The 19,617-nt window shown below is 71.8% G+C and carries 18 protein-coding genes and 1 rRNA gene; 14 read left to right on the forward strand and 5 right to left on the reverse strand.

Annotated features, from left to right (window positions below; translation table 11 throughout):
- Positions 1-7 precede the first annotated feature (7 nt).
- Positions 8-124 (forward strand): 5S ribosomal RNA (gene rrf / locus H5965_RS19065).
- 120 nt (positions 125-244) lie between these two features.
- Here the strand turns inward: rrf and H5965_RS19070 are convergent.
- On the reverse strand, positions 245-1,771 hold the full coding sequence (locus H5965_RS19070; protein ID WP_310971380.1) for a hypothetical protein: 1,527 nt from the start codon (positions 1,769-1,771) through the stop codon (positions 245-247).
- 39 nt (positions 1,772-1,810) lie between these two features.
- Here H5965_RS19070 and H5965_RS19075 point away from each other — a divergent pair, with 39 nt between their 5' ends.
- The 10 genes from H5965_RS19075 (at position 1,811) to H5965_RS19120 (ending at position 11,560) form a co-directional block, all read left to right on the forward strand.
- Positions 1,811-2,302 (forward strand): tetratricopeptide repeat protein, encoded by a 492-nt coding sequence (locus tag H5965_RS19075; RefSeq protein WP_310971381.1) that lies wholly within the window; start codon positions 1,811-1,813, stop codon positions 2,300-2,302.
- The gene (locus H5965_RS19080; protein WP_310971382.1) at positions 2,295-3,260 is read left to right on the forward strand and encodes an HAD-IIA family hydrolase; all 966 of its coding nucleotides are present in this window, start codon (positions 2,295-2,297) and stop codon (positions 3,258-3,260) included. The genes H5965_RS19075 and H5965_RS19080 overlap by 8 nt, the downstream gene beginning before the upstream one ends.
- A 17-nt stretch (positions 3,261-3,277) precedes the next feature.
- Entirely contained in the window at positions 3,278-3,475 is a 198-nt protein-coding gene (locus H5965_RS19085) for a hypothetical protein (protein WP_103347425.1), read from the forward strand.
- A gap of 5 nt (positions 3,476-3,480) precedes the next feature.
- Positions 3,481-4,308: a TlyA family RNA methyltransferase gene (locus tag H5965_RS19090; protein WP_310971383.1), complete on the forward strand. Its 828-nt coding sequence runs from the start codon at positions 3,481-3,483 to the stop codon at positions 4,306-4,308.
- Entirely contained in the window at positions 4,305-5,231 is a 927-nt protein-coding gene (locus tag H5965_RS19095) for an NAD kinase (protein WP_310971384.1), read from the forward strand. The genes H5965_RS19090 and H5965_RS19095 overlap by 4 nt, the downstream gene beginning before the upstream one ends.
- A gap of 91 nt (positions 5,232-5,322) precedes the next feature.
- The gene (gene recN, locus H5965_RS19100) at positions 5,323-7,104 is read left to right on the forward strand and encodes a DNA repair protein RecN (protein WP_310972002.1); all 1,782 of its coding nucleotides are present in this window, start codon (positions 5,323-5,325) and stop codon (positions 7,102-7,104) included.
- A 67-nt stretch (positions 7,105-7,171) separates the two neighbouring features.
- A complete protein-coding gene (locus H5965_RS19105; protein WP_310971385.1) occupies positions 7,172-8,158 on the forward strand; it encodes a zinc-binding alcohol dehydrogenase family protein in 987 nt (328 codons plus the stop codon).
- Entirely contained in the window at positions 8,155-9,330 is a 1,176-nt protein-coding gene (locus tag H5965_RS19110) for a DUF1266 domain-containing protein (protein ID WP_310971386.1), read from the forward strand. The genes H5965_RS19105 and H5965_RS19110 overlap by 4 nt, the downstream gene beginning before the upstream one ends.
- A gap of 98 nt (positions 9,331-9,428) precedes the next feature.
- A complete protein-coding gene (steA, locus tag H5965_RS19115) occupies positions 9,429-10,613 on the forward strand; it encodes a putative cytokinetic ring protein SteA (RefSeq protein WP_310971387.1) in 1,185 nt (394 codons plus the stop codon).
- Positions 10,610-11,560: a copper transporter gene (locus H5965_RS19120; protein ID WP_310971388.1), complete on the forward strand. Its 951-nt coding sequence runs from the start codon at positions 10,610-10,612 to the stop codon at positions 11,558-11,560. Before steA ends, H5965_RS19120 begins: the two co-directional genes overlap by 4 nt.
- A 3-nt stretch (positions 11,561-11,563) precedes the next feature.
- On the opposite strand, the gene H5965_RS19125 is transcribed toward H5965_RS19120, so the two are convergent.
- The 3 genes from H5965_RS19125 to H5965_RS19135 all read right to left on the reverse strand — a co-directional run bounded on the left by H5965_RS19125 (position 11,564) and on the right by H5965_RS19135 (position 15,046).
- Positions 11,564-12,826: an alginate lyase family protein gene (locus tag H5965_RS19125; protein ID WP_310971389.1), complete on the reverse strand. Its 1,263-nt coding sequence runs from the start codon at positions 12,824-12,826 to the stop codon at positions 11,564-11,566.
- Positions 12,827-12,917: 91 nt separating this feature from the next.
- Positions 12,918-13,628 (reverse strand): aspartate/glutamate racemase family protein, encoded by a 711-nt coding sequence (locus H5965_RS19130; protein ID WP_310971390.1) that lies wholly within the window; start codon positions 13,626-13,628, stop codon positions 12,918-12,920.
- On the reverse strand, positions 13,625-15,046 hold the full coding sequence (locus tag H5965_RS19135) for an NCS1 family nucleobase:cation symporter-1 (RefSeq protein ID WP_310971391.1): 1,422 nt from the start codon (positions 15,044-15,046) through the stop codon (positions 13,625-13,627). Before H5965_RS19135 ends, H5965_RS19130 begins: the two co-directional genes overlap by 4 nt.
- Before the next feature lie 209 nt (positions 15,047-15,255).
- On the opposite strand from H5965_RS19135, the gene H5965_RS19140 reads away from it, so the two are divergent.
- Positions 15,256-15,909, forward strand: coding sequence for a GntR family transcriptional regulator (locus tag H5965_RS19140; RefSeq protein ID WP_310971392.1), 654 nt, complete (start codon positions 15,256-15,258; stop codon positions 15,907-15,909).
- 205 nt (positions 15,910-16,114) lie between these two features.
- On the forward strand, positions 16,115-17,284 hold the full coding sequence (locus tag H5965_RS19145) for an acyltransferase (RefSeq protein ID WP_310971393.1): 1,170 nt from the start codon (positions 16,115-16,117) through the stop codon (positions 17,282-17,284).
- Here the strand turns inward: H5965_RS19145 and H5965_RS19150 are convergent.
- Positions 17,272-18,855: an MFS transporter gene (locus tag H5965_RS19150; protein WP_310972003.1), complete on the reverse strand. Its 1,584-nt coding sequence runs from the start codon at positions 18,853-18,855 to the stop codon at positions 17,272-17,274. The two genes, H5965_RS19145 and H5965_RS19150, sit on opposite strands and share 13 nt — an antisense overlap.
- 101 nt (positions 18,856-18,956) lie before the next feature.
- Here H5965_RS19150 and H5965_RS19155 point away from each other — a divergent pair, with 101 nt between their 5' ends.
- Positions 18,957-19,547 (forward strand): XRE family transcriptional regulator, encoded by a 591-nt coding sequence (locus tag H5965_RS19155; RefSeq protein WP_310971394.1) that lies wholly within the window; start codon positions 18,957-18,959, stop codon positions 19,545-19,547.
- Positions 19,548-19,617: the final 70 nt, after the last annotated feature.

Below are 19,617 nucleotides of genomic sequence, written 5' to 3' on the forward strand. Positions count from 1 at the left end.
GTAGTGTTTCGGTGGTTATAGCGTCAGGGAAACGCCCGGTCCCATTCCGAACCCGGAAGCTAAGCCTGACAGCGCCGATGGTACTGCAACCGAAGGGTTGTGGGAGAGTAGGACACCGCCGAACTTACCTTCCGTACGGCCCGTTAGGCTAGCCAGTTGGCTGCCCTAGCGGGCCGTACGCGTATGTCCAGGACAAGATTTTTTCACGGCAGGAGGCCAGGTGTCCGAGTTCGGTCGACGAGACTCAGCGGATGATGGGTCCGGCCGGTCGGCACGCCGGGACGAAGGCTCCCGGGGCCGGTCGGACGGACCCCGGAGGAACCAGGGCGGTGCGCGGCAGGACCGCGGCGGCCGCGACGGCGGCTACCAGGGCCGGCCGCGCCGCGACGACCGCGGGGTCCGCGGCGGCGGCAAGCCCTTCCGCGGCGGCGACGGTCCCCGCGACCGCGATCAGCGCGGAGGGTACGCAGGTCAGAGCCGCACCGGCGGCCGCAACTTCGGCGACCGCGACGACCGCCGCGGCAGCTACGGCAGCCGCGAGTCGGGCGGCGGCCGCTTCTCCGACGGCCCGAGCCGCTCCGGCGGCGGCCGTTACGAAGACCGGGGCGCCGGCCGGTCGGGCAGCCGCTACGAGGACCGGGGCAACAGCCGTTCCGGCACCCGCAGTGACAGCCCGGGCCGCAGCTTCGACGACCGCGGAGGCCGCCCCCAGGGCAAGTCCTCGTACGGCGACCGCAAGCCTCGCTGGGAAAACCGCCGCGACGACGACCGAGGTGGCCGCCCGGGCGGCTTCCGTTCGGACGACCGCCCCCGCGGCGGCGATTCCCGCGGCACCCCAACGGGTGGTTTCCGCTCCGACGATCGGGACCGTCGCGATGATTCGCGTGGTGCTCGGACCGGTGGATTCCGCTCCGATGACCGTGACCGCCGCGATGATTCGCGCGGCACGGGTGGCTTCCGCTCGGACGACCGTGGCAGGCGGGACGATTCGCGTGGTGGTTACCAGCGGCGGGATGACCGTGGCGGCTTCCGCTCCGACGATCGGGGCCGGCGGGATGACTCGCGTGGCGGCTACCAGCGGCGCGACGACGACCGCGGCGCTCGTTCCGAGGACCGGGGCCGTGGCGGCGACCGCCGGGACGAGTCCCGCGGTGGTTACCAGCGGCGGGATGACCGCGGCGGCTTCCGCTCCGACGATCGGGGCCGGCGCGAGGATTCGCGTGGCGGCTACCAGCGGCGCGACGACGACCGGGGCGCTCGTTCCGAGGACCGGGGCCGTGGCGGCGGCCGGCGGGACGAGTCCCGCGGTGGTTACCAGCGGCGGGATGACCGCGGTGGCTTCAGGTCCGACAACCGGGACCGTCGTGACGGCGAGCGCGGCGGCTACCAGCGCCGCGATGACGAGCGCGGTGCCCGCACAGGTGGGTTCCGCTCGGATGACCGCGGCCGGTCCGACGACCGGGACCGTCGTGACGGCGAGCGGGGCGGTTACCAGCGGCGGGACGACAGCCGTGAGAACCGTGGCGAGCGCAAAGACCGTCCCCGGGGGAACCCGCGGCCCAAGGTCGGCGCGCCGCTCGATGACGAAGCCCTCGCCAAGGAACTCCTCGAGGCGCCCGAGCTTCCCGAGGACATCGAGTTCTCCGATCTCGACGAAGAAGCCCGCCGTGAGCTGCGGACGCTGCCGAAGGGGCTGGCCGAGACCGTCGGGAAGCACCTCGTCGCCGCCGGGGGGCTGATCGACAGCGATCCCGAGGCCGCCCTCGAGCACGCCAAGTACGCCAAGGCCAAGGCCTCGCGCGTCCCGATCGTGCGCGAAGCCCTCGGCCTGGTCGCCTACCACGCCGGCAACTGGTCCGAGGCCCTCTCCGAGCTGCGGGCCGTCCGGCGGATGACGCGCAGCGACGACCACATCGCCATCATCGCCGACGCCGAGCGGGCTCTCGGGCGTCCCGAGCGGGCCCTCGACCTCGCGAAGGAGGTCGACACCGCGAAACTCACGAAGGCCACCCAGGTCGAGCTGGCGATCGTCGCGGCCGGGGCGCGGCGGGACCTCGGGCAGCTCGATGCCGCCGTCGTCTCGCTGCAGGGCGATGACCTCAAGGCCGAGAAGCGCGACCCGTGGAGCGCTCGCCTCTTCTACGCCTACGCCGACAACCTCGCGGCCGCCGGGCGCAAGGACGAGGCGATCCAGTGGTTCCTCAACGCCTCCGAGGCCGATGCCGAAGACGAGACCGACGCCGCCGAGCGGGCCGCCGATCTGTCGAACGCGGAGAACGAGGAAAAAGACACCGATGAGTGACGCCCTCCTCGCGGCCTACGACGCGGTCCTCTTCGACCTCGACGGCACCGTCTACCACGGCACCCGGGTCATCCCGGGTGCCCCGGAGACGGTGCGGGCCGCGCGGGAGCACGGCACCCCCATCCGGTTCGTCACGAACAACGCCTCCAAGGCCCCCGACGAGGTCGTCGCGCACCTCACCGGCCTCGGCATGCCCGCCGGCACCGATGAGGTGCACACCAGCGCCCAAGCCGGCGTGCAGCTGCTGAAGGAACGCCTGGACGCCGGCGCCGAGGTCCTCGTCGTCGGCACCGGCTCGCTGGCCGCCGAAGTGGCGCAGGCGGGGCTCCAGCCGGTGCGGAAGAACACGCCCACCGTCCAGGCCGTCGTCCAGGGGCACTCGCCCGACAACACCTGGGCCGCGCTGGCCGAGGCCTGCCTGGCCATCCGCGCCGGCGCGCTCTGGGTGGCCTGCAACGTCGACGCCACCCTGCCCAGCGAGCGCGGCCTGCTGCCCGGCAACGGCTCGATGGTCGCCGCGCTGCGCACCGCCACCGACGTCGAACCGCTGGTCGCCGGGAAACCGCAGCCGCTGCTGTTCGAGACCGCCGCTCGGTCGGCGGGTGCGCGGAACCCCCTGGTCGTCGGCGACCGGCTCGACACCGACATCGCCGGTGCGGTCGCCGCGGGCATCGACTCCCTCGTTGTCCTCTCCGGGGTCGCGACGCCGAAGCAGCTGATCGAGGCCATCCCGGCCGAGCGCGGCACCTACCTCGCGAAGGACCTCACCGCACTCACCGAGCGGGCCGAAGACCTGAAGATCGGACCGCGGCCGGGCTGGACCGTGACCGTCGAGAACCAGACTCTGACGGCGGAAGGTGACGGCGACGAGCTGGACCTGCTCCGCGCGCTCTGCCATGTGGCGTGGGAGACCGGTGTCACCGAACTCGGCGAGCGCGCCAAGGCGAACCTGTCCTGACTGATACCGTTTGCACTGTGCAGGACCACCCCTTCCCCGTCCCGGGCCCGCCGCCCGGTTCGTTCTCGCAAGCGACCGACCCGCGGGCCGGCATCGACGAAGCCGTCGCCGGGCTGGACGACCTGGACGCGCTGCCGCTCGCGGAGCACGTCGAGCGCTTCGACGCCGTGCACACCGAGCTGACGGTCGCCCTGTCCAGCATCGACAAGGTCTGATCGGCGTGCCCAAGCGGGCCCGCCTCGACGCGGAACTGGTTCGGCGCGGCCTCGCACGGTCGCGCGACCAAGCCTCGGCCCTGATCACCGGCGGCAAGGTCACCGTCCGCGGGATGGTCGCCACCAAACCGGCTACCGGGGTGGAGTCCGACGCCCCCATCGTCGTCAAGGACGAGGACGACCCCGGATGGGCCTCGCGCGGTGCCCACAAGCTGCTCGGCGCCCTCGAAGCGTTCACGGAACTGAGCGTCGAAGGCAAGCGCTGCCTCGACGCCGGCGCGTCCACCGGCGGCTTCACCGACGTCCTCCTGCGCCACGGCGCCGCCACCGTGATCGCCGCCGACGTGGGTCGTGGCCTGCTCGACTGGCGGATCCGCACCGACGAACGTGTAGTGGTCATGGATCGCACGAACGTCCGCAACCTCACGCCCGACGACCTCGGCGGGCAGGTCGACCTGATCGTCGGGGACCTGAGCTTCATCTCCCTCAAGCTCGTGCTGCCCGCCCTCACGGCCTGCGCGCGCGAAGGCGCCGACCTGGTGCCGATGGTGAAACCGCAGTTCGAGGTGGGCAAGGACCGTCTCGGCAGCGGCGGTGTCGTCCGCGACCCCGAGCTGCGCGCCGGGTCCGTGCTCACCGTCATCGACGAGGCCGCGAAACTCGGGCTCGCGCTGCGCGGGGTGACCGCCAGCCCGCTGCCCGGACCGTCCGGGAACGTCGAATATTTCGTGTGGCTGAAGAAAGAACACGTGGCCGAGTCCACTGTGGACGCGGTAAACAGGTCTGAGGCCGAGCGGCTCGTCCGGACCGCCGTCGAGGAAGGGCCCGCATGACCACCGAACGTGAAGTGCTCCTCATGGTGCACCCCGATCGCGACGCGACGGGCGAGGCCGCGCGCGAGGTTTCGGCGCGCTTCGCCAAGGCCGGCATCCGGATCCGGGTGACCGAGCACGACGTCTGCGCGCTGATCAACCCCGAACAGCACGGCGTCGGCGCGACCTGCACGGTCGTCGACCCGGACGACAACCCCGCCGACGGCGTCGAGCTGGTGTTCGTCCTCGGCGGCGACGGCACGCTGCTGCGCGCGGCCGAGCTGGCCCGACCGGCCGGCGTGCCGGTGCTCGGCGTGAACCTCGGGCGCGTCGGCTTCCTCGCCGAAGCCGACTCCGACGCCCTCGCCGACACCGTCCAGCGGGTCGTCGACGGCGACTACCAGGTCGAAGAGCGGATGACCATCGACGTCACCGTCACCCACGACGGTGCGGAAGTCGCCCGCACCTGGGCGCTCAACGAGGCCAGTGTCGAGAAGAGCACCCGGGAGCGGGTGCTGGACGCGCTGATCGAGGTCGACGGCCGTCCGGTGTCCGCCTTCGGCTGCGACGGTGTGCTGTGCGCCACACCGACCGGCTCGACCGCGTACGCGTTTTCGGCCGGCGGCCCGATCATCTGGCCGGACGTCCAGGCGCTGCTGGTGGTGCCGAGCAACGCGCACGCGATGTTCGCGCGGCCGCTGGTCGTCTCCCGGGACTCGGTGATCACCGTAGGGATCGACCCGGACGGCTCCTCCGCGGTGCTGACCTGCGACGGGACCCGCCCGATCGACCTGCCGCCGGGTGCGCGGGTGCGCGTCACCTGCGGCAAGACGCCGGTGCGGCTGGTCCGGCTGTGGGACGGGCCGTTCACCGATCGCCTGGTCCAGAAGTTCTCGCTGCCGGTGAAGAGCTGGCGCGAACGGCACGCGCGCCCCTGCGAGTAATGCACCGTTCAGCGATTCGTTCGAACATATCGGCGACGCGCCGGGGTCCCGGGCGCGCAGAGTGTCGGTGGTGGCCGCTACCGTAGGCGGCGTGCTGGCCGAGATGCGCATCCAGGGCCTCGGAGTCATCGAGGACGCCCTGCTGGAACTGCACGCGGGCTTCACCGTCGTGACCGGTGAGACGGGTGCGGGCAAGACCATGGTCGTCACCGGGCTGCACCTGCTGTCCGGTGGCCGGGCCGAGGTGTCCAAGGTCCGGACGGGGATGCTCAAGGCGTTCGTCGAAGGGCGGTTCACCTACGCCGGCGTCGAAGGCGCCGAGCGGATCGTCACCGACTCGGGTGCGGACGTGGACGAGGACGGCAGCGTGATCGCGCTGCGCGCGGTCGCCGTCGACGGGCGGTCCCGCGCCCACCTCGGCGGCCGGTCCGTGCCGGTCGGCGTGCTCGCGGAGCTGTCGGAGCAGCTGATCGCGGTGCACGGGCAGAACGACCAGCTGCGGCTGCTGCGGCCGGCCGAGCAGCGCGCGGTGATCGACCGGTTCGCCGGGGACGCCGTCGCGAAGCCGCTGCAGGCCTACCGGGAGGTCCGGGCGGAGTGGCTGGCGGTGATCGCCGAGCTGACCGAGCGGTCGACGCGCTCGCGGGAGATGGCCCAGCAGGCCGATCTGCTCAAGCACGGCCTGACCGAGATCGACGCCGTCGCGCCGGAGCCGGGCGAGGACGACGAGCTCACCGCGCAGATCAAGCGGCTCGCCGCGGTCGACGAGCTGCGTGCCGCCGCGACCGAGGCGCACGTCGCGGTGTCCGGCTCCCCGGACGGCGACCCGGACGCGCCGGGGGCACTGGGGCTGGTCGGGGAGGCGCTGCGGCGGCTTTCGACGGCGGAAGACGCCGTGCTGCGCGAGCTGGCCCCGCGGCTGGAGGAGGCGTCGGTGCTGCTCTCCGACGTCGGGGCCGAGCTGGGCACCTACGTCGAGACGCTGGACGCCGACCCGGCGCTGCTGGAGAAGGTGCTGGCCCGCCAGGCCGACCTCAAGCGGCTGACGCGCAAGTACGCGGCGGACGTCGACGGCGTGCTGGCCTGGGCCGACGACGCCCGGCGCCGCCTGGAGTCGATGGACACCTCGGAGGAGGCGCTCGCGGAGCTGGCCCTGCGGCGCGACCAGCTGGCGATCCAGCTCTCCGCGCACGCGGCCGAGGTGTCGGCGGCGCGGGAGAAGGCGGCGGCCGAGCTGGCCGCGGAGATCACCCGGGAGCTGTCCGGGCTGGCGATGGGCCAGGCGGCGATCGAGGTGACGGTCGAGCAGCGTCCGGCCGAACACGGCGACACGCACGCGCTGACCATCGACGGCCGCGCGGTGCACGCGGGCGCGGACGGCGTCGACGACGTCGAGCTGCTGCTGCGCGCGCACGACGGTGCCCCGCCGCTGCCGGTCCACAAGGCCGCTTCGGGCGGTGAGCTGTCGCGTGTGATGCTGGCCATCGAGGTGGTCCTGGCGCACGCGGACACCGTCCAGACGCTGGTGTTCGACGAGGTAGACGCCGGGGTGGGCGGCCGCGCGGCGGTCGAAATCGGCCGGCGGCTGGCCCGGCTGGCGCGCACGCACCAGGTCCTGGTGGTGACGCACCTGCCGCAGGTGGCGGCGTTCGCGGACCAGCACCTGGTGGTGGACAAGGGCCACACCGGCGGGGTCACGCGCAGCGGCGTGAAGAACCTGAGCCAGACCGAGCGGGTCAGCGAGCTGGCCCGGATGCTCGCGGGCATGGACAACGAGACCGGCCGGGCGCACGCCGAGGAACTGCTGGCCACGGCCGAGAAGGACAAGACGGAGTTCGAGCCGAAGAAGAAGCGCGCGGCGAAGAAGAAGTAGCCGCCGGGGAAATACTCGCCGCCTCCCCGCAGTTGTCGTGACGACTGCAGGTGGCGAAAGGATCCCGATGCGTGCGGTGGTACTCCGAGAACCCGGTCCGGTCGAAAACCTCGAGCTCACCGAGCTGCCGCTGCCGGAGGTGAAACCCGGCTGGGTCCGGATCGCCGTCAAGGCGTTCGGCCTCAACCGCTCGGAGCTGCACACCCGGCTCGGGCTGGCCGAAGGCGTCACTTTCCCGCGTGTGCCCGGCATCGAGGCCGTCGGGGTCGTCGACGCCGGTGGCGGCTTCCCGTCCGGGCAGCAGGTCGCCACCATGATGGGCGGCATGGGCCGCACCTTCGACGGCGGCTACGCCGAATACACGCTCGTGCCCGAGAACCAGGTCATCCCGTTCCACAGCGACCTGCCGTGGGAGGTCATCGGCCAGGTGCCGGAGACGCTGCAGACCGCGTACGGCTCGCTCACCACCGGCCTCGACCTCCGGAAGGGCCAGACGCTGCTGATCCGCGGCGGCACGTCCGCGCTCGGGTTCGCCACCGCGACCCTGGCGAAAGACCTCGGCGCCACCGTCTTCGCGACCACCCGGCAGCCCGGACGGCTCGAAACCCTGCGCGAACACGGCGTCGACCACCCGCTCCTCGACGACGGCGACGTCGCGGCGCAGGTCCGCGAGATCGTCCCCGAAGGCGTCGACGCCGCCCTCGAACTGGTCGGGACGCCGACCCTGCCGGACACCCTGAACGCCACCCGCGTGCACGGGACGGTCTGCTTCGCCGGCATGTTGTCCAACGAATGGACGATCTCGAACTTCTATCCGATCGGCTACCTTCCCGCTGGGGTCCGGTTGACCGCTTATGGTGGTGAGGCGGACGACCTGCCGGCCTCCGTGCTCCAGCGTCACCTCGACCGGATCGCCCGCGGCGAAGCGAGCCTCGGCCCGGTCAAGGTGTACCCGATGGCGGAGATCCGGCAGGCGCACGACGACCTGGAGCACAACCGGACGGCGGGCAAGCTCGTCGTGCTGACCGGCCGAGCGGAGGGAGCCGCACCGTGATCCTGCCGCCGCCCGCCGATGTCGAAGCCCAGCTCGCCGCCGCGCGGCGGGACGGCGACCTCGACCGCTACCTCGGCCTGCTCGCCGGCGAGGAGCTGTTCGTGCCGATCCGGCGCGTGGACGCCCGGAGCATCCTCGACGAGCGGGCGGAGACCTTCCCGAACGTCTACTTCGAGACCGGCGGCGACGAGTTCCTGCAGGTCTTCACCCGTGGCGCGCTGCCGGACTTCGGCCCGGACGTCGTGGCCATGAGCGGCGCGCTCGACTGGGCGGTCGACGGCGTCGGCCGGCACGAGCGCGTCGTGTTCAACCGCGGCACCCGCGGCGAGTGGCGGCTGGCCGGGGCGACGCTGCAGCCGTGGCTCGACGCGCACCCCGACGACGTCACGCCGCTGGAAGAGCAGGTCGAGCGGCTGATCACCGCGCCGTACGGGCACCTCGAAGGGCCCATCGCGCACGCGCTCGCCTGCGGTGCGCACCTGGCCGTGCTCAACGCGGCGCCCTGGAACCTCCTCGACGGCCGCTACCACGACTACGTCGCCGAAGTGCGCAGCCTGCGGGACTGGTGGGGCGTGGCCGACCCGCCCGGCTGGCGCGCCACCATGACCGACCTGATCGGCGACGGCTACGCGCTGACCCCCGGCAACCTGGTGCTCATGCTGCGCCTGCGGTTCGCCGCCGAGTACGGGCTGCCCGGCGCCGAGTTCGACCCGCTGACCTGGGCGCAGCTGGTGGACCGGTGGTGCACCGAGAACGACGCCGCGGACCAGGCCGACGAGCTGCGGGAGACCGTGCGCCGGGTGTCCCGGTACGAGCGGCGGCTGCGCGCCGACGGCCTGGTCGACGCGGACGGCTGCGTGACGACGGCGCTGTCCTGGGACGTCGGCCGCGCGGTCACCATCGCCCGCGCCGGGCTGGCGGCGGGGTACTGCGACGCGCTGAGCGCCGAGCTGATGGTGCTCGAAGCCGGCTCGCTCGCCCGTCGTTACCACCAGTCATGGGCCGACCTGTCGGCGGGGTACGTCATGGGCCGGGTGCTGCACGCCGGCGAAGACGACTTCGGCGAGTGGTACCCGGCGGCGGTGCGCGTCCACCACCAGCTCCTTCAGGACCCGGCGAGCCCCTGGCTGAACCTCGATTTCGGCTCGCTGTCGGAGGAGTCCGAGGCCTGACCCGCGCGGGGGAGGGCGACCGGGCTCACCACAACGAGTCACAGCAGCTACGGCGTGGCGTACCTCGTCCCACGAGCAAATTTGTCACCATCGGCCACATGAAGCTCACGGGTCTGCTCACGCGGAATCAAGAACCCCTGCCGGGGATCACCGGGGTCGCCCGGGTCGACCGCCGCACCCGGGAGCTGCTGCGCCGGATCAGTCCCGGCGACATCGTCGTGCTCGACCAGCTGGACCTCGATCGCGCGACGGCCGACGCCCTGGTCGACGCCGAGGTCGCCGGTGTGGTCAACGCGTCGCCGTCGATCTCCGGCCGGTTCCCGAACATGGGCCCCGAGATCCTCGTCGCGGCCGGCATCCCGCTCGTCGACTCGGTCGGCGGCGAGCTGCTGCGCTCGATCAAGGACGGCACGAAGCTGCGCCTGCTCGACGGCATCGTCTACATCGGAGAGCGGCAGATCGCCTCCGGCATCGAGCAGACCGCCGAGAGCGTCGCCGACCAGATGATCGAGGCCAAGGCCGGGATGTCGACGCAGCTGGAGGCGTTCTCGGCGAACACCATCGAGTTCCTGCGCCGCGAGCGCACCCTGATCCTCGACGGCGTCGGCGTCCCCGAGCTGAAGGTGCCGCTGCGGGACCGGCACGTGCTGGTCGTCGCGGGCGGCAACGGGCACGCCGAGGACCTCAAGAAGCTCAAGAAGTACATCGCCGAGCACCGCCCGGTGCTGATCGGCGTCGACGCCGGCGCGGACACCCTGCGCGTGCAGGGCTACCGGCCGGACGTCGTCGTCGGCGACCCCACCGGCATCGGCACCGCGACCCTGCGCGGCGGCGGCGAGGTCGTCGTGCCCGCCGCGCCGGACGGCCACGCGCCCGGGGTCGAACGCATCCAGGACCTCGGCATCGGCGCGGTGACGTTCCCCGCGTCCGGCAACGCCGAAGACCTCGCACTGCTGCTGGCCGACGCGCACGGCGCCAGCCTGGTCGTCACCGTCGGCTTCCAGGCCACCCTGCGCGAATTCCTCGACCACGGCCGGTCCGGCTCGAACCCGTCGACGTTCCTGACGCGGCTGAAGCTGGGCACGAAGCTCGTCGACGGCAAGGCGGTGGCCACGCTGCACCGCAACCGGGTGTCGATCGGGGCGGTCGTCCTGCTCGTGCTCGCCGCGGTCGTGGTGGTCGCCGCGGCCCTGCTGGTGTCCGATGTGGGCTCGGTCTACCTCGACTGGCTCAAGGGCACCTGGAATTCGTTCTACGCCTGGGTCAAGGGATTGTTCACGTGATTTCGCTGCGCTACCACGTCGTTTCCATCGCCGCCTGCTTCCTCGCGCTGGCCGTCGGCGTCGTGCTCGGCTCGACCGCGCTCAACGGCACGCTGCTGTCGGGGCTCGCGGGGGAGAAGAAGGACCTCGGCAGCCAGGTCGCCGACCTGGAGGCCCAGCGCAACGCGCTCAACGCCCGGCTGACCGACGCCGACGCCTTCGCCGGCTCGATGGGCCCGAAGGTCGTCGCCGGCACGCTGGACAAGCGGTCGGTGGTGCTGGTGACCACCGAAGACGCGCGCCCGACCGACCGGGACGCGCTCAAGCAGCTGGTCGGCCAGGCCGGCGCCGCGGTGACCGGCGAGATCCAGCTGACGTCGGCGTTCGCCGACCCGGAGAAGGCCGACCAGCTCCGCGACGTCGTCACGCGGCTGCAGCCGGCCGGCTCGAAGTTCCCGACGGCCGGCGACTCGGGCACCCTGGCCGGCGCGCTGCTCGGCTCGGTGCTGCTGCTGGACAAGACGACGGCGAAACCGCAGTCCTCGCCCGAGGAACTGGCGGCGGCGCTGAGCGGGCTCACCGACGGCGGGTTCGTCAAGGCCGGGCCGGACGTCAAGCCCGCCCAGCTGGCGATCGTGCTCACCGGCGCCCAGGCGACCGGCGACGGCGCGGGCGACCGCGCGGCGACGATCGCCCGGTTCGCGACCCAGCTCGACCGCAGCGGTGCCGGCGCGGTGCTCGCCGGTGACGCCGGTTCGGCCGACGGCACCGGCGCGCTGGGCGTGGTCCGGGCGGACACCTCGGCCACGTCGATCCTGTCCACAGTGGACAACGCGGACACGTCGGCCGGGCGGGTGAGCACCATCCTGGCGTTGAAGGAACAGCTCGACGGCGGTGCCGGCCGCTACGGCGTCGCGGGCAACGCCCAGGCGCCCGCACCCGGCGTCACCGCACGGGCCGGCAACTGACGCTCAGCGCAGCGGCGGGTCCAGCGGGAAGCAGGACACCCGCACCGGCCACGTGTCGCCGCCGGCCGGCAACGGCATCCGCTTGAGCGCCGCCGCCGCGTCGGGGTCATGGGCCTCCTCGGCCGCCGCGTGGAAGATGTCCGCCGCGATTGACTGGTCGAACACGCCGATCTGCTGGTGCGGCCAGGCCGCGGCACCCTGAAGGGCGCCCGGGATCAGCTGGTCGACCACCTTCCGCAGGGTCACGCCGTTCGCCGCCCGGTACTTCCAGACGTCGACACCCAGGTTCTTCCCGACCTCGGCCATCCGGCCCCACGCCGTGAGGTTGAAGTTGACGTAGTGCCACGACATCGTCCGCGACAGCTCCAGGGGCTGGCTGCCGTCCGCGGCGAACTGGACTCCGAATCGCTTCTGCTCGGCGTCGAGCACGATCTTGCGTGCCGCGTCGGGGTGACCCAGGTACGCCGAGATCGTCGCGTTCTGCATGTCGAGGAACGTGCCGTGGTTGTTGGTGGCGGCCAGTTCCAGCTTGGCCTGCGGGCTGGTCTGCATCCAGTTCAGGTACTGCGTCAGCCACGCCTTGATCCCCGAGCGGTCCTTTCCGGTCCAGCCCGGCGCGCCGCCGTCGAGCAGCGCGAACGCGTCCATCAGCTGGCTGAACGACTGCGTCGAGTCGATGATCCCGGTGCCGCTGACGGTGTTCCGGCAGGGCACGATCTGGCTGTAGGTCATGTTCGGGTTCATCTTCGTGGCCGGGTCGAGGAACCACGTCCGGATGTCCAGCGCCGCCCGCTTCGCGTACTTGGCGTCGCCGGTGTAGTACCAGGCCAGCGAGAGGTAGTACATCGCGTCCCACGCCCACATCCGGTAGGTGTGGTCGGTGATCGCGTCGGCTTCCGGGTTGCGCTGGCCGTCCTTGCTGACGTACGGGCAGCCCTGCGGGTTCTCCGGCGTCTTCGGCTGGCTCGCCCACCAGTAGGGCGCTTGGCTCATGTAGTCGTGCTTGTCACCGCTCGGCGGCGCGGACGGCTTGTCCATGACCGACCACGGCCCGTCGGTGAGCGCGGTGTCCGCCTTGGCCAGCACGGCCTTCAGCGCGTCCCGCTGGGCCTTGGTCGCGTGGCCGCCGCGGAGCGCCTGCTTGATGTTCGCGAGCTTGGCGCCGTCGGTGACGATGGTACGCGGCGGCGACGCGGCCACCGCCGTCCCGCTCACCGGGACCACCACGCTCACCGACAACGCCAGTACGCACAGAACCCTTCGCACGTCGACCGCCTTCCGGGGACGGCAAAATCCCCAACTCGTCACCGGGCGGCGGTACGGCTGCAGGGATTCTGACGGCCGCGGAAGGCGGGTGTCAATCCGTGGGCCAGGTGCGGCGCTTGTCCAGCGGCCGCGCGTACGAACCCGCGCGGCTCGTCCGCAACCCCAGCGCCACCAGGGATTCCGCGAGCCGGACCGCGGCGGCGACGCCGTCGATGACGGGAATGTCCAGCATCGTCGCGATCTTCCGGTCCAGCCCGGTCATCCCGGCGCACCCGAGCACCAGCACCTCCGCCCCGGCGTCCCGCGCGCGGCGGCCGGCGGTGAGCAACGCCGACTCCGTCCGGCGCTCGTCGGTCAGCTCCAGCACGCCGAGCCCGGCGCCGGTGACCGTGACGCAGTTCTGCGCGACCCCGGCGGCGTGCAGGCTGTCCTCGATCAGCCCGCACGTCCGGTCCAAAGTGGTCACCACGCCGTAGCGGCGGCCGAGCAGGCAGGCCAGGTGCGCGGCCGCCTCGGTGATGTCGACGACCGGGACGTCCAGCAGCTCGCGCGCGCCCTCGCGGCCGTGCTCGCCGAACCCGGCGAGCACGACGGCATCGAACGGTTCGTCCAGCCCCCGCAACAGGTCCAGCACGGCCGCGGCGGACAGGAAGCTGTCCAGCCAGCCCTCGGCCGACTCCGGGCCCCAGCGCGGGGTCCTGGCGAGGATCTCGGTGCCGGGGCTCGCGGCCGCGCGGGCGCCGGCTTCGATCTCCTTGGTCATCGCCTCGGTGGTGTTGCAGTTGGTGACGACGATCCTCATCGATGCTTCCTCGACACCGCGTAGTACAGCGCCGCCGACGACGCCGTGCCGATGAACCACGAGTACGGCGCGGCCGGCGCGAAGTACGGCACCAGCGCGATCACCGCGGCCAGCGCGGCGGTCGGGAAGAACGTCACGAGGGCACGCGGGTTCACGCGCGGGTAGGTCCCGCCGTCGACGAACAGCTGGGCGACGTCGACCTTGCCGCGCCGGATCAGGTAGTAGTCGACGATCATGATCCCGAACAGCGGGCCGAGGAACGCGCCGAGCCCGCCGAGGAAGTAGTTGACCACGGCCGGTGAGGAGTACAGCTTCCACGGCAGCACGCACAGGGCCGCGACCGCGCTGATCATCCCGCCGATGGTGAAGGTGATCCGCTTCGGCCAGATGTTGGCGAGGTCGTAGGCGGGGGAGACGAAGTTGGCGACGATGTTGACGCCCATGGTGGCGACGGCGAAGGTCAGCGCGCCGACGATGAGCACCGGGGTGTTGTGCACCTTGGCCAGCAGTTCGGCCGGGTCGGTGATCGCCTCGCCGAACACCTGCATGCTGCCCGCGGTGACGATCACCGACAGGAGCGCGAACGCCGTCGAGTTGATCGGCAGGCCCCAGAAGTTGCCGCGCTTCACCGTCTTCTGGTCCGGGGCGAACCGCGAGAAGTCGCAGAAGTTGAGCATCAGCGTGCCGTAGGTGGCCAGGATGAGCCCGGCCGCGCCGAACCACTGCCGGATCTGCTCCCCGGTGGACAGCTGCTTCGGGCTGCTGGTGAAGGAGATGTTCCAGTGCCCGGCGGCGAGGATCCAGACGGCGAGGGCGATCATCACGACCCAGATCGCCGGGCCGCACCAGTCCTGGAACTTGCGCACCGACTCCATGCCGCGGGTCAGGATCAGCGCCTGGACCGCCCACAGCGCGACGAAGCAGATCCAGCCGAGCGCGTGCAGGCCGAGGAACCCGTGTTCGGTCAGCGGTTTCAGGCCCGGGTCGATGGCCAGCACGAGCAGCGTGATGGCCACGCTCGCGAGGTAGGTCTGGATGCCGTACCAGAAGATCGCGATGATCGCGCGGATCAGCGCGGGCAGGTTGGCGCCGAAGGTGCCGAAGCTGATCCGCGCGACGACCGGGAACGGCACGCCGGTGCGCTGGCCGATCCGGCCCATCAGGTTCATGCCGACGTAGATGATGATGAACCCGAACAGCAGGGCGGTGAACACCTGCCAGGCCGACAGGCCGAGCACGAACAGACCGGCCGCGAAGGTGTAGTTGCCGAGGTTGTGCACGTCGGACATCCACAGCGCGAAGATGTCGTAGACCTTCCACCGGCGTTCCTTCGCGGGGGCGAGGTCTTCGTTCCAGAGGCGGGGATCGGGCGGCGTGGTCGTCTCTTGTGAAGGTTCGGTGAGTGGGGCGGCGGTCATGCGGGCCCTCCGATCTACGCATCTTTCGGGGGTTCCGGGTGGCGGAGCCCCCGGCCGGGGCGAAGCCCCGTTTGACACAGCGCGGCGACGGCGATTTGGGATACCAAACTTTGGAATCCCAAATATCACCCCGGCGTCCGCCCGAGTCAACCCTCCGGCCGATAAACTCGTGTTACGGCCGGTTACGGCGGTGTTGAAGGAGGGGCGCGGTGAACGAGCGGCAACCCCTCGCGGCCACCCGGCAGCGGGTGCGCGAGGAGCTGCGCGAACGGATCCTGACCGGCCGGCTCCGCCCGGGCGACAGGCTGGTCGAACGCGAGCTGGCCGAAGACCTCGGCGTGTCGAGGGTGCCGGTGCGCGAGGCCATCCGCAGCCTGGAGGCCGAGGGGTTCCTCGTCGTCCAGTCGCCGCGGCGGGTGGTCGTCCGGCAGCTGGCGCGGGTCGACGTCGAGGAGCTGTTCGACGTCCGCGAGGCCCTCGAGGGATTGGCCGCCGGGCTGGCGGCGGCTCGCGCCGGCGCGGCGGAGCTCAAGCGCCTCGACCGCGTCCTCGCCGACGCCGCCCGCGCCACGGCCCGTGGCGACGCGGCCCGGATCACCGTGCTGAACTCGCGCTTCCACGACGAGATCGTCGCCATCGCGGGCAACGCGCTGCTCTCCACCATGCTGCAGCCCCTGGAGGGCCGGCTGCGCTGGCTCACGAGCCAGAACGAGCACTGGGCCGAGCTGCTCGACGAACACCGCCGGCTGTACGAGGCGATTGCTTCGGGGGACGCGGAGCGGGCGAAGGCGTCCGCGATCGAGCACGTGCGGGTCAACCGGGAAGTCACGCTCCGGTCGCTCTTTCCGCAGGTCACAGCTTGATGACGAAGGTCACGCTGCGTACCAGTCAGCTCACCCATTAACATGATCGCGGAGCCTTCGCTCCTTGAGTCGAAGTGGCATATCCGACATCCCGCGAGGCCCCGGCCAACAGGCGCTTCCCAGCGCCTTCATGGGAAATTCACAGAATGGGTGGCAAGTCTGACAACGTGAACCACGCCGACGACGGTGCCGGATCGGCGGCACGATGACGACTGCCCAGGCCACGCTCGAGGCCCCCGCCCGCGCCACGAGACCGGGCGGCAAAGCGCCCTACCTCCACCAGATCGACCTGTTCCGGTTGATCACGTTCGCCTGCGTCATCCTCATCCACGTGGTGGGCGCGACGAACTTCGCGCAGGACGTCGGCGCCAACGCCGTCGAGACGCCGCTGCACTTCACCCGCGAGGCCTTCTTCGCCCTCACCGGGTTCGTGCTGGTGTTCCAGAACCGCCGCCGCGAGTTCACCGCGGGCGACTTCTGGCGACGGCGGCTCCCGCTGGTCGCGACGCCCTACCTCGCGTGGTCGATGTTCTTCTGGGCGTACGGCCTGGTGACCGGCGAACAGCAGCCGGGCTCGCTCGAGGCGTCGATGCGCCTGCTGCTCGAGGACCTGCTCACCGGCGGGGCCTGGTACCACCTGTACTTCCTGCTGGTGACGATGCAGGTCTACCTGCTGTTCCCGCTGCTGATGAAGCTGCTGCGGGCGACCGAGGGCAAGCACAAGTGGCTGCTGCTCGGCAGTGGCCTGGTGCAGGTCGGCGTCACGCTGTTCATGACCTACCAGCCGTTCGGCGTGAGCTACGAGACGATCACCCACCTCTACGGCACGATCCTGCCGTACCAGTTCTACACGCTGTTCGGTGCCGTGGTGGCCATGCACTTCGAGGCCGTGCACGCCTGGGCGGGCCGGCACCGGCTGCTGCTCGGCGGCGCGCTCGTCGCGGTGCTGGCGGGCACCGAGTGGTTCTACTTCCGCACCGTCCACAATGGAACCTTCCCGCAGGTGGCCAGCGATCCGTTCCAGCCGTACCTGATCCCGTGGTTCCTCACGGTGATCGCGGCGATCTACGCGTTCGCGACGCGGTGGGCGGCGCGCCGCCGGGAGGGCAGCCGTGGGGCCCGGGTGGTCTCGTGGGCGGCGAACCGGTCGTTCAGCATCTTCCTGGTGCACCCGCTCGCGCTGGCGCTGCTCGGGCCGGCGATCCCGCACGTCGCCGAGCGGTTCGGGGCGCCGTGGCTGAGCGTGATCATCTACTTGGCGACGATCGTCCTGACCGTGCTGATCGTGGAGGCCCTGCGGCGGCTGCCCGGCAGCCGGGCCCTCACCGGGCGCCCGCGGCTGCGCCCGGCGAAGGTGCCGGCTCAGGTGTCCTGACCACGCGCGCCGGCGGCGACCGCCTCGGCGGGGCCGGTCTCGTCCGCGACCGGGGTCTTCCTGGGGCCGAGGAAGGCGATGTAGAGCAATAGGGCGCCCATGATGGCGGCGCCGGCCCACATCGCCTGCTGCCAGCCGTCGACGAAGGACTGGTGGGCGGCGCGGAGCAGGTCCGGTGCGTGCGGGCCGGCGCGGCCGGCCGCCTCGACGGCGTTGGCGACGCCGGCCCGGGCGGTGTCCGCCGCTTCCCGGGGGATGCCCTGCAGCCGGTCGTCGATGGCGCTGCGGTAGCCGGCGGACACGAGCGCGCCGAGCAGGGCGACGCCGAGTGCGGTGCCGAACTCGCGGGTGACGTCGTTGAGGGCGGACGCGACACCCTGCTTCTCGCGCGGCAGGGAGGCGGTGATGGCCTCGGTGGACGGGGTCATCGACAGCCCCATGCCGACGCCCATGGCGAGCAGGCCGGGCAGGACGGAGAGGTAGCCGCCGCCGACGGAGACGAACAGCGCCATGAGCGCCATCCCGACGCCGGCCAGTGCGACGCCCACGACCATGGTCGAGCGTGCGCCGATCCCGGCGGCCAGCTTGGCGGCCAGGCCGGAGGCGATCATCATCGCGAGCGCCATGGGCATCATCGCGGCCGTCGACAGCAGGCCCGGCCAGCCGAGCACGGCCTGGAAGAACGGGAAGAGGACCACGCCGATGCCCGCCTGGACCCCGAAGACCACCAGCAGGGTGAGCGAGCCGCCCGACAGCCCGCGCTCCCGGAACAGGCGCACGTCCAGCAGCGAGGCGTCGCGGCGGCGCAGCTCCCAGGCCACGAAGCCGACGGCGGCGACGAGGCCGGCGGTCAGGCTGATCAGGGTCGCGGGCGCGGTCCAGCCGCGTTCGGGGCCCTCCTGCAGGACGAAGATGAGGCCGGTCACGGCGATCGCGGAGACGAGGGCGCCGACGGTGTCGAACCGGTGGGCCGAGGTCTCGCGGGAGTCGGGCACCGACCGCACCGTCATGGCCAGCGCCACCAGGATCAAGGCCACCGGCAGGGCGAACAGCCAGCGCCAGTCGGCGACGTCGACGAGGAGCGCGGCGAGGAACATGCCCAGGATGCCGCCGCCCCCGGCGACGCCGGTCCACACGCCGATCGCCTTGCCGCGCTGGGCCTCGGGGAAGGTGGAGGTGATGACGGCCAGCGTGATCGGCATGATCATCGCGGCGCCGATCCCGCCGGCCACGCGCGCGGCGAGCAGCACCTCCGCGGTCGGGGCCAGGGCGGCGACCACGGTGGCGACACCGAACAGGCCGAGCCCGGCGACGAGCACGGGCTTGCGGCCCAGCCGGTCGCCCAGGGCGCCGAGCGGCAGCAGCAGCGCGGCCAGGGCGAGGGTGTAGCTGTTGATGATCCACAGGACCGTGCTCTGGGAAGCGTCGAATTCCACGGCCAGGTGAGTCTGCGCGACGTTCAGCCCGGTCGCCGAGGCGATCACCGCCATCAGGGCGATCGAGACGGTGATCAGGATCGAGCGCAGCCGGCGCGCATCGGGGGCGTCACTCGCGTGTGGAGCAATTGTCACAGCCAAGGCCTCCTGCCTTTCTCGTGCGCCGGCCCGGACGTTGCGGACCAGCCGCCCACGACGTTAGGCGCCACTTGCTGCGGAGGCATACGATCTTGCGTATGACGCAAGAAGATGGCGACCTGGACAGCCTCGTGCGCAAACGCATCCGTGCCCTGCGGGTGGCGCAGGGCTGGTCCCTGGAGGAACTGGCCTCCCGCGCCCACCTCAGCCAGTCCTCGCTGAGCCGCATCGAAAACGGTCAGCGCCGCCTCGCGCTGGACCAGCTGGTCACCCTCGCCCGCGCCCTGGACACCACCCTGGACCAGCTCGTCGAGACGGCCACCGACGACGTCGTCACCAGTCCGACGATCGACGGCGCCCACGGCCGGATGCGCTGGACCGTCAAGGCCGACCCCGGGATGAGCGTGGTGCGCCAGCGCATGACCGAACCGCCCCCGGAGAACCCGGCCCGCATGCGCGCCCACCCGGGCCGCGAATGGCTCGTCGTCCTGTCCGGCACGGCGACCCTGATGCTCGGCCACCGCCGCTTCCGCCTCGAGACCAACCAGGCCGCCGAATTCCCCACGATGCTGCCGCACGCGATCGGCGCCGAGGGCGGACCGTGCGAGATCTTGGGCATCTTCGACCGGGACGCCCGCCGTGGCCACCAGAACGACGACGGCGACGACGCCCAGGGTGGTCCCGGCTGAGCGCGGGCACCCCGGCCGAGGTCTCCGGGGCCGGCTCACCGTCCACGGCGGACGGCTCGCCGGCCGGGTC

Source organism: Amycolatopsis sp. 505, assembly GCF_031625235.1.
In the GTDB taxonomy this organism is placed as follows: domain Bacteria; phylum Actinomycetota; class Actinomycetes; order Mycobacteriales; family Pseudonocardiaceae; genus Amycolatopsis.